This window comes from Mesorhizobium sp. M7A.F.Ca.US.006.04.2.1 (genome assembly GCF_004022915.1).
GTDB lineage: Bacteria > Pseudomonadota > Alphaproteobacteria > Rhizobiales > Rhizobiaceae > Mesorhizobium > Mesorhizobium ciceri.
On record NZ_RZQA01000155.1, the window covers coordinates 1 to 9358 of the forward strand.

The 9358-nt window shown below is 63.2% G+C and carries 9 protein-coding genes and 2 pseudogenes; 7 read left to right on the plus strand and 4 right to left on the minus strand.

Annotated elements, in window-relative coordinates; all coding sequences use genetic code 11:
* Nucleotides 1-195 (minus strand): annotated as a pseudogene (locus EN925_RS11025) (cupin); the annotation flags it as partial.
* A gap of 142 nt (nt 196-337) precedes the next feature.
* On the opposite strand from EN925_RS11025, the gene EN925_RS11030 reads away from it, so the two are divergent.
* The 5 genes and pseudogenes from EN925_RS11030 (at nt 338) to EN925_RS11050 (ending at nt 4697) form a co-directional block, all read left to right on the plus strand.
* Nucleotides 338-1129, plus strand: coding sequence for an ABC transporter ATP-binding protein (locus EN925_RS11030; protein ID WP_013530913.1), 792 nt, complete (start codon nt 338-340; stop codon nt 1127-1129).
* A 115-nt stretch (nt 1130-1244) separates the two neighbouring features.
* Nucleotides 1245-1655, plus strand: a pseudogene (locus tag EN925_RS11035) (endonuclease domain-containing protein); the annotation flags it as partial.
* Complete coding sequence (locus EN925_RS11040) at nt 1656-2534, plus strand: ABC transporter permease (RefSeq protein ID WP_127368638.1); 879 nt, start codon at nt 1656-1658, stop codon at nt 2532-2534. It abuts the pseudogene before it with no gap.
* Nucleotides 2531-3685 (plus strand): ABC transporter permease, encoded by a 1155-nt coding sequence (locus tag EN925_RS11045; protein WP_027160664.1) that lies wholly within the window; start codon nt 2531-2533, stop codon nt 3683-3685. The genes EN925_RS11040 and EN925_RS11045 overlap by 4 nt, the downstream gene beginning before the upstream one ends.
* A gap of 40 nt (nt 3686-3725) precedes the next feature.
* Nucleotides 3726-4697: an ABC transporter substrate-binding protein gene (locus EN925_RS11050; protein WP_013530916.1), complete on the plus strand. Its 972-nt coding sequence runs from the start codon at nt 3726-3728 to the stop codon at nt 4695-4697.
* 50 nt (nt 4698-4747) lie between these two features.
* Here the strand turns inward: EN925_RS11050 and EN925_RS11055 are convergent, their stop codons facing one another.
* Nucleotides 4748-5206, minus strand: a complete 459-nt coding sequence (locus EN925_RS11055; RefSeq protein WP_024501498.1) for an Lrp/AsnC family transcriptional regulator — start codon at nt 5204-5206, stop codon at nt 4748-4750.
* A 125-nt stretch (nt 5207-5331) separates the two neighbouring features.
* Between EN925_RS11055 and EN925_RS11060 the strand changes: the two genes are divergently transcribed.
* Entirely contained in the window at nt 5332-6615 is a 1284-nt protein-coding gene (locus tag EN925_RS11060) for a cystathionine gamma-synthase family protein (protein ID WP_064993845.1), read from the plus strand.
* A 154-nt stretch (nt 6616-6769) separates the two neighbouring features.
* Nucleotides 6770-7210 carry a CHRD domain-containing protein gene (locus tag EN925_RS11065; protein WP_013530918.1) on the plus strand — a complete coding sequence of 147 codons (441 nt, stop codon included), beginning with the start codon at nt 6770-6772 and terminating at the stop codon, nt 7208-7210.
* Between the two features lie 211 nt (nt 7211-7421).
* Here EN925_RS11065 and EN925_RS11075 read toward each other — a convergent pair whose 3' ends face one another.
* Together EN925_RS11075 and EN925_RS11080 are read right to left on the minus strand one after the other, a co-directional pair.
* Nucleotides 7422-9071, minus strand: coding sequence for a thiamine pyrophosphate-binding protein (locus EN925_RS11075; protein ID WP_127388415.1), 1650 nt, complete (start codon nt 9069-9071; stop codon nt 7422-7424).
* On the minus strand, nt 9068-9358 hold a 291-nt coding region (locus EN925_RS11080; RefSeq protein WP_206632815.1), incomplete at its 5' end, for a CoA transferase. The genes EN925_RS11075 and EN925_RS11080, both read right to left, overlap by 4 nt.

Here is a 9358-nt window from a genome sequence, read left to right on the forward strand (position 1 = left end):
CACATAGATCGCCGTCTCGTGGCTCTCGTGCATATGCGCCTTGGCGCGGGCGCCGGGCGGCATGGTGAGCATGTGCATGCAGATGCCGGAGGCACCGACGGTCTCGGCGGCAATGCCGGCGAAATAGGTCAGCCCCTGCTTGCCTTCATAAGTGCTTTCAGGGCGGATAAGATGACAAGTGGGTTTGGGCGACATCGGGGAAACTCCGGGCGTCGATCGCGTGGGACAAGGTCAGAGGGACAGGGCCAAATGGGACAGGGTAAGTGGAAAACAACATCGCGATAAAAGCAATCGGATTCCAGCCGCCGCGGGAACGGAAACAGGCAGGCGGCAACCGATGACGGGGAATTCGCCAGCCGTCGTCGCGGCAAGCAAACTCGGGCTGACCTTCCAGACCAATGACGGGCCGGTGCAGGCGCTGTCCAATGTCGATCTGACCATCGGCAAGGGCGAGTTCGTCTCCTTCATCGGGCCTTCGGGCTGCGGCAAGACCACGCTGCTGCGCGTCATCGCCGATCTGGAGAAGCCGACCTCGGGGGCGATTTCCGTCAATGGCATGACAGCAGAGCAGGCGCGTGAGAAACGCGCCTATGGCTATGTCTTCCAGGCGGCGGCGCTGTTTCCGTGGCGGACCATCGAGCGCAATGTGGGGCTGCCGCTGGAGATCATGGGCCTGTCCAGGGCGGAGCAAGGCGAGCGGATCAAGCGCACGCTCGGCCTCGTCAACCTCTCTGGATTCGAGAAGAAATATCCCTGGCAGCTCTCGGGCGGCATGCAGCAGCGCGCCTCGATTGCCCGTGCGCTGGCCTTCGACGCCGACCTGCTGCTGATGGACGAGCCGTTCGGCGCGCTGGACGAGATCGTGCGCGACCATCTCAACGAGCAGCTGCTGGAATTGTGGGGACGCACCAACAAGACCATCTGCTTCGTCACCCACTCCATTCCGGAGGCCGTCTATCTGTCGACGCGCATCGTCGTCATGTCGCCGCGCCCCGGCCGCGTCAGCGACATCATCGAATCGACGCTGCCGAGAGAGCGGCCGCTCGACATCCGCGAGACGCCGGAGTTTCTGGCGATCGCAGCGCGGGTGCGGGACGGGCTGCGCGCGGGGCACAGCTATGACGATTGAGGGAGCAAACGACGGGCTCCCTCCTCTCCCCAACGGGGAGAGGGTGGCCGGAGCGAAGCGGAGGTCGGGTGAGGGGGCGGCGCCGACGGATCCGACCAAGAGAAAGGTCGGGGCAACCGCTCGCGCCCGAAAGCTGCGGGTTGACGAGACCGAGGCTGAATACAGGCTTTGGGGGGAACTGAGAGACCGTCATCTCAATGGCTACAAATTTGTGAGGCAAGTGCCGCTTGGACCGTTCATCGCGGATTTTGTTTGTCGCGAGGTAAGCCTGATTGTCGAACTTGATGGTAGTCAGCACGCAGATTCTCCAACCGACCCTTCCAGGACAGCTTGGCTGAACGGACAAGGTTATTCGGTTCTCCGGTTCTGGAATCATGAGGTTTTGGCCGAACGTCGAGCGGTCCTGGATACGATCTTGGCTTGCCTTGACGGAAAGATTGCTACCCCCTCACCCGACCTCCGCTTCGCTCCGGCCACCCTCTCCCCGTTGGGGAGAGGAGGGCGCCAGTCGGCTGAGGCCCGCTAGATGGACACCTTCCGCGACAAGCTCGTTCCCGTCACCTCCATCCTCGTTGGCGTGGTCGCGCTCTGGTATGTCTTCGCCGTCATCCTCAACACGCCGTTCCAGCGCGATCTCGATCGTCGCGCCGGTGAAACATCCACGTTCAGCGAACTCATCGGCAAGACGCTGTCGCAGCCGAAGCCGACATTGCCGGCGCCGCACCAGGTGGCGGTGAATTTCTTCGAGAACACCTTCCTGCGGCCCATCACCTCCAACCGCAGCCTGGTCTACAATGCCTGGGTGACGCTTTCGTCGACGCTGCTCGGCTTCGCTTTCGGCACGGCGCTCGGCATCATCATCGCCGTCGGCATTGTCCATGTGGCGACGCTCGACCGCAGCCTGATGCCGTGGATCATCGCCTCGCAGACCATTCCCATCCTGGCTGTGGCGCCGATGATCATCGTCGTGCTGGGGGCGATCGGCATCAGCGGGCTCGTCCCGAAGGCGATGATTTCGACCTATCTGTCGTTCTTCCCGGTGACTGTCGGCATGGTGAAGGGGCTGCGCTCGCCCGAGATCATGCATCTCGACCTGATGCACACCTACAATGCCAGTCGCGCGCAGACCTTCTGGATGTTGCGCGTGCCTGCTTCGGTGCCGTTCCTGTTCACCTCGATGAAGGTGGCGGTGGCGGCAAGCCTGGTCGGCGCCATCGTCGGCGAACTGCCGACAGGCGCTGTCGCCGGCATCGGCGCCAAGCTGCTCGCCGGCGCCTATTATAGCCAGTCCATCGACATCTGGTCGGCGCTGGTTGCTGGCTCAGTGGTGGCAGCCCTTCTGGTCATGGTGGTCGGCATTGCCGGGCGCCTCGTCGACCGCGCCATGGGCGGGAGGCCGGCATGAACTGGCTGAAACCCTCCTGGCAGGCAGTGCTGGCGATCGTGCTGTGCCTGATCGCTGTGGCGCTCGGCCCGATCGCCGCGCCGAAAGTCGATGCACTGGCGCAGCCTGCAGGGACGTTGATATACCCCTATGTGGCGACGACCTGGCTGATTTTCGGCGTGCTGCTTGTCGCCGCTTTGATCTCGATGACCAGAATACCGTCCATTGTCGAAGCCGTTGTGCTTTTCATCGGCGCGCATCTGGCCGCCTGGCTGCTGATTGGCGGCATCACCGGCTTCGAAGGCCTGGCGCGGACGCCGTTCTTCCTGTTGCTCACCGGTGCATGGCTGCTTGGCTGGCGCTGCGTGGCGGTGCTGTCATCATTGCGTCCGTTCGCCAAATGGGCTCGCACCGCGCTGCGCCTGATCATCCCGGCCATCTTCGGCGCCTGGATCCTGATCATCTGGGAAGCGGTGACGCGTGGGGCCGGCATACCCTTCATCCTGCTGCCGCCGCCAAGTGCCATCGGCGCGCGCATCGCCGGTTCGCTGCCGGTGCTCGGCGCCGATGTCCGCCAGACCATCTTCAAGGCGGTCATCTTCGGCTATGTCGTGGGCAGCGGCGCCGGCTTCATCACCGCGGTGCTCGCAGACCGTGTGCCGTTCCTGCGACGCGGCCTGTTGCCGATCGGCAACATGGTCTCGGCGCTGCCGATCATCGGCGTCGCGCCGATCATGGTGATGTGGTTCGGCTTCGACTGGCAGTCCAAGGCGGCGGTGGTCATCATCATGACCTTCTTCCCGATGCTGGTGAACACGGTCGCCGGTCTGGCCGCCTCCGGCCATATGGAGCGCGACCTGATGCGCACCTACGCGTCGGGCTACTGGCCGACGCTCTTGAAGCTTCGGCTGCCGGCAGCAGCTCCCTTCATCTTCAACGCGCTGAAGATCAACTCGACGCTGGCGCTGATCGGCGCCATCGTTGCCGAGTTCTTCGGCACGCCTGTCGTCGGCATGGGCTTCCGCATCTCGACCGAGGTCGGGCGGATGAACATCGACATGGTCTGGGCCGAAATCGCAGTTGCAGCACTTGCGGGTTCGGTCTTTTATGGCGTGGTCGCTCTTGTGGAAAGAGCCGTCACGTTTTGGCATCCCTCTGTCCGTGGTGGATAGGGGCGGTGGGTTTAGGGCACTAACTTCAGAGGGTAACAAAATGAAAAGACTGATTATTCCCGTTCTGGCTGGCGCGATGTCGCTTGCCGCTTTCCAGGCAATGGCCGCCGACAAGGTGACGTTGCAGCTGAAATGGGTCACGCAGGCCCAGTTTGCCGGCTACTATGTCGCCAAGGCCAAGGGTTTTTATGAGGCCGAGGGTCTCGACGTCGACATCAAGCCGGGCGGTCCCGATATCGCGCCCGAGCAGGTGATCGCCGGCGGTGGTGCCGACGTTATCGTCGACTGGATGGGCGGTGCGCTGGCTGCCCGCGAAAAGGGCGTGCCGCTGGTCAACATCGCCCAGCCGTTCAAGAAGGCCGGCATGGAGCTGGTCTGCCCGAAGGACGGCCCGATCAAGACCGAAGCCGACTTCAAAGGTCACACGCTCGGCGTCTGGTTCTTCGGCAACGAGTATCCGTTCTACGCCTGGATGAACAAGCTCGGCCTGAAGACCGAGGGCGGCCCGGACGGCGTCACGGTGCTCAAGCAGAGTTTTGACGTGCAGCCGCTGATCCAGAAGCAGGCGGACTGCATCTCGGTCATGACCTACAACGAATACTGGCAACTGATCGACGCCGGCTACAAGCCGGAACAGCTGACCGTGTTCAACTACTCGGCCATGGGCAACGACCTGCTCGAGGACGGGCTCTATGCGTCCGAAGACAAGCTCAAGGATCCGGCCTTCGAAGACAAGATGGTGCGTTTCGTGCGCGCCTCGATGAAGGGCTGGAAATATGCCATCGACAACAATGACGAAGCCGCAGGCATCGTCATGGACGGCGGCGGCCAGGACGAGAACCACCAGAAGCGCATGATGAGCGAAGTCGCCAAGCTGATCGACAATGCCGACGGCAAACTTGACCCGGCGACCTACGAGCGCACCGCCAAGGCGCTGCTCGACCAGAAGATCATCACCAAGGAGCCGACCGGCGCCTACACCACCGCCATCACCGACAAAGCGGTCAAGTAAGCCTAGCCGGCAACATATCTATCCAGAAAGCGGCGCATCCGGCAGAAATGTCAGAGGCGCCGTTCCTTTATGGTGTTCATGACGAAGCTGGTCTCGATCGAGGCGACGCATTTCAGCCGCGCGATCTTTTCCTTGATGAAGCGCTCGTATTGTTCGAGGCTTCCCGTCACCACTTTCAGCACATAGTCGCGCGAACCGGTGACGAGGTGGCATTCCAGCACCTCTTCCCAGCCGCGGATCGCGTCCTCGAACATCACGATCTCGTCTTCGTTCTGGCGGCTGAGCCGGATGGTGGCGATGGCGACCATGCTCCAGCCGAAGGCTGAGGGATCGACCAGCGTGGTGTAGCCTCTGATGACCCCGGTCTCCTCCAGCCGCCGCACACGCCTCAGGCAGGGCGACGGCGACAGGCCGATGCGCTCGGCAAGCTCGTTGTTGGTGATGCGGGCGTCGGCCCGCAGCTCACGCAGGATTTTCAGGTCGAAATCGTCGGCTATCTTCTGCTGCACTTTCGGTCTCTCCAGGCAATTTGTTGCGGGGATGCAGCCATGTGAGCCCAAAAATAGCAAGGACTGGTGGAACGAGATCGCATAAATTGCCGTTCACTATTTCACTCGAACAGGCAGGAAAAGCCATGACCGCGCCACGCCCGTCGAAAACCCATATCGGCAACCACAAGCTCCACCCGGAGACGCTGATGCTGAGCTATGGCTTCGATCCGCAGCTGTCGGAGGGCGCCGTCAAGCCGCCGGTGTTCCTGACCTCGACCTTCGTGTTCAAGTCGGCGGAGGAGGGACGCGACTTCTTCGACTACACATCCGGCAGGAAGGAGCCGCCGAGCGGCACCGCCTCCGGCCTGGTCTATTCGCGCTTCAATCATCCCAACAGCGAGATCGTCGAGGACCGGCTGGCGATTTATGAGGGGACGGATGCCTGTATCCTGTTTTCATCGGGCATGTCGGCGATCGCCACGACACTGCTCGCCTATGCCCGTCCAGGCGACGTCATCCTGCATTCGCAGCCACTCTACGGCGGCACGGAGACGCTTTTGACGCGCACGCTCTCCGGTTTCGGCATCGGTGCTGTCGGTTTCGCGGATGGCGTGGATGAGCCGGCGGTGCGCACGGCCGCCGACGCGGCCGTCGTGAAAGGCCGCGTGTCGGTCATCCTGATCGAGACGCCGTCAAACCCGACCAACAGCCTGGTCGACCTCGCGCTGATGCGCAAGATCGCCGACGAGATCGGCGCGAGCCAAGGGTCAACGCCGATCATCGTGTGCGACAACACATTGCTGGGTCCGGTGTTCCAGCGGCCGATCGAACATGGTGCCGACGTGTCGGTTTATTCGCTGACCAAATATGTCGGCGGCCATTCCGACCTGATCGCAGGTGCCGCCATGGGCAGCAAGGCTATCACCAAGCCGATCAAGGCGCTGCGCGGCGCGATCGGCACGCAGCTCGACCCGCATTCCTGCTGGATGCTCGGCCGCTCGCTGGAGACGCTGTCGATCCGCATGGAGCGGGCCAACGACAATGCTCGCCTGATCGCCGAATTCCTGCGCGACCACGCCAAGGTCGACAAGGTGCACTACCTGCCGTTTCTGGGCGAGAATACGCCGGCCGGCCGCGCCTACAGGGCGCAATGCAGCGGCGCCGGATCAACCTTCTCCTTCGACATCAAGGGCGGGGAGAAGGCGGCTTTCGCCTTCCTCAACGGATTGCAGATCTTCAAGCTGGCGGTGAGCCTCGGCGGAACGGAATCGCTGGCCAGTCACCCCGCGGCCATGACCCATTCGGGCATTCCCTTCGAGGTGCGCCAGCGCATCGGCGTGCTGGAGACCACGGTCAGGCTGTCGATCGGCGTCGAGCATCCGGACGATCTGATCGCCGACCTGACGCAGGCGCTGGCGGCGGTCTGACCGCTATCGCTGAAGCCGGACAGGACGGCCCCTAGGATCTCTATACGTCATCACAAAAATGTGTGGTTGGATACATTGTGCCGCCAGGCCGTTCCGTTGGCGCATGCGCGCGCCGGGGAGCCGCGACGCGTGCACAGTCAATCGGAGGTTCTTCATGCGCACCCAATCCTTCTTACCGGCGCTGTCGGCGCTGGCCATTTCGACCGCTTTCCTGTTCGCATCGCCGGCCCTGGCAGCCATGGAAAAGTTCAAGGCGACACTAGACGGCAGCCAGCAGAGCCCGCCCGTCACCACGAAGGGTAAGGGCACGGCCACTTTCACCTTCGACACGACCAAGAAGAAGCTCAACTGGAACGTCAAATATTCCGGCCTCAGCGGACCGGCGACGGCCGCGCATATCCATGGCCCTGCGGCGATGGGTGAAAACGCCGACCCTGTCATCCCGTTCAAAAAACTCAAGAGCCCGATCAAGGGGTCGGAGACGCTCACTGATGCCCAGGCGGCTGACCTTGAGGCCGGCAAGTATTACGTCAACGTCCACACCAAAGCGAACCCGAATGGGGAGGTCCGCGGCCAGATCGAGAAGGCGAAGTAGCTGACCGTTGAAGGTTGGCGGGACAGCGCCCCCCTCTGTCCTGCCGGACATCTCCCCCTCAAGGGGGGAGATCGAATGTACTTCGGGTTTCGCCAATCGCCAGTGTTGGAAGAAGGGCGAGACGACGAAACTGCCAATCTCCCCCCTTGAGGGGGAGATGCCCGGCAGGGCAGAGGGGGCGTGAAGGAATTCGACTTGACCCGGTCGGCTCTCAAACCTTGTCGCGGATCTGGGTCATCGTCCGGGTCGGGGTGATCGCTTCGGGGTCGAGCCGGATCTCGACGATCGCCGGCTTGCCGCTGGCGCGGGCGCGTTCGAAGGCCGGGGCGAAGTCCGCCGTCTTCTCAACCGTTTCGCCATGGCCGCCATAGGCGCGGGCGAGAGCCGCGAAATCGGGGTTCTTGAGGTCGGTGGCCACCACGCGGCCGGGATATTCGCGCTCCTGATGCATGCGGATGGTGCCGTAGATACCGTTGTTGACGACGACGACGACGATCGGCAGGTCGTATTGCACGGCAGTGGCGAATTCCTGCCCGTTCATCAGGAAGCAGCCGTCGCCGGCGAAAGCGACCACGGTGCGCTCTGGAAACAGCTCTTTGGCGGCGACTGCCGCAGGCGTGCCATAGCCCATCGAGCCTGACGTCGGCGCACCTTGAGTGGCGAAGCGGCGGAAGCGATGGAAGCGATGCACCCAGGTGGCGTAATTGCCTGCGCCGTTGGTGAGAATGGCGTCGTCGGGCAACATCTTTTCGAGATAGTTCATGATCGGGCCCATCTGGACCGGGCCGGGGCCGCTTTCGGGTGGTGTCGACCAGTCGAGATAGGTGGCATGCAGCTTTGGCGTCTCGGCTGCCCAGACGGGTGCGGAGGCCGGCTTGCGTTTGGCGAAAGCGTCGACGAAGGCGGACGGCGAGGCGTTGATCGCCAATGCCGGCCTGTAAACGCGGCCGAGCTCGCCGGAATCGGCATGGACATGGACCAGTGTCTGGGCGGGGTAGGGGCTTTTCAGCAGCGTGTAGTCCGAGGAGGGCATTTCGCCCATGCGGCCGCCGATCAGCAGCACGAGGTCGGCCTGCTTGATCGCTGTGGCCAGCTTCGGGTTGATGCCTATGCCGACATCGCCGGCATAGTTCGGATGCAGATGATCGAACAGCATCTGGCGGCGGAAGGAACAGCCGACCGGCAGCGACCAGGCCTCGGCGATCGCGCGCATTTGTGCAACCGCCTCGGCGTCCCAGCGCGTGCCGCCAAGGATGACGAAAGGCCGCTTGGACTTAGCCAGCAGCTTTTCCAGCGCATCGAGTTCCGCTTCGCCGGCCCGTGTTTCCACCGGTGTGTGCGGCAAGGCGACGGGCGCCTCGACGACACTGGTCAGCATGTCTTCGGGCAGCGAGATCACCACCGGGCCGGGACGGCCCGATGTCGCCACGGCGAAGGCGCGGGTGACGAATTCTGGGATGCGCGAGGCGTCGTCGATCTCGACTACCCATTTGGCGATGTCGCCGAAGAACCTCTTGTAATCCACCTCCTGGAAAGCCTCGCGCTCCTTGGCGTGGCCGGCGACCTGGCCGATGAACAGGATGACGGGTATCGAATCCTGCATGGCGATGTGGATGCCGGCCGAGGCATTGGTGGCGCCGGGGCCGCGGGTGACGAAGCAGATGCCGGGCTTGCCGGTCAGGCGGCCGTGGCAATCGGCCATCATGGCGGCACCGCCTTCCTGGCGGCAGACGATGGTGCGGATCGCTGAATCGTGCAGCGCGTCGAGCACCGCCAGATAGGATTCACCGGGCACGCAGTAGATGCGGTCGGTGCCGTTGGCTTCGAGAGCGTCGACGATGAGTTGTCCGCCGGTCTTCATTGTCCAGACTTCTCCAGTTCGGCAAGGATTTCTTGCGTGTGCTCGCCCAGGCGCGGCGAGGGGCGCTCATAGACCAGCGGCGTGCCCGACATCACCATCGGCGCGCGCACCGAAGGCAGAAGATTGCCATGGCCATCGTCCAGGTCGAGCCGCATGCCGCGCGCGATCGTCTGCGGGTCGGCGAACATCTGGCCGATCGTGTTGATCGGGCTCGCCGGCACGCCGGCCGCTTCCAGCTTTGCCAGCAGCGGATCGCGGTCGAAGATCTTCAGCGCTTCGATCACATG

Excerpts from the sequence above, each read along its gene's own strand:
- EN925_RS11030 (WP_013530913.1), top strand. The coding sequence starts at position 338 with ATGACGGGGAATTCGCCAGCCGTCGTCGCGGCAAGCAAACTCGGGCTG.
- EN925_RS11040 (WP_127368638.1), top strand. The coding sequence starts at position 1,656 with ATGGACACCTTCCGCGACAAGCTCGTTCCCGTCACCTCCATCCTCGTT.
- EN925_RS11045 (WP_027160664.1), top strand. The coding sequence starts at position 2,531 with ATGAACTGGCTGAAACCCTCCTGGCAGGCAGTGCTGGCGATCGTGCTG.
- EN925_RS11050 (WP_013530916.1), top strand. The coding sequence starts at position 3,726 with ATGAAAAGACTGATTATTCCCGTTCTGGCTGGCGCGATGTCGCTTGCC.
- EN925_RS11060 (WP_064993845.1), top strand. The coding sequence starts at position 5,332 with ATGACCGCGCCACGCCCGTCGAAAACCCATATCGGCAACCACAAGCTC.
- EN925_RS11065 (WP_013530918.1), top strand. The coding sequence starts at position 6,770 with ATGCGCACCCAATCCTTCTTACCGGCGCTGTCGGCGCTGGCCATTTCG.
- EN925_RS11075 (WP_127388415.1), bottom strand. The coding sequence starts at position 9,071 with ATGAAGACCGGCGGACAACTCATCGTCGACGCTCTCGAAGCCAACGGC.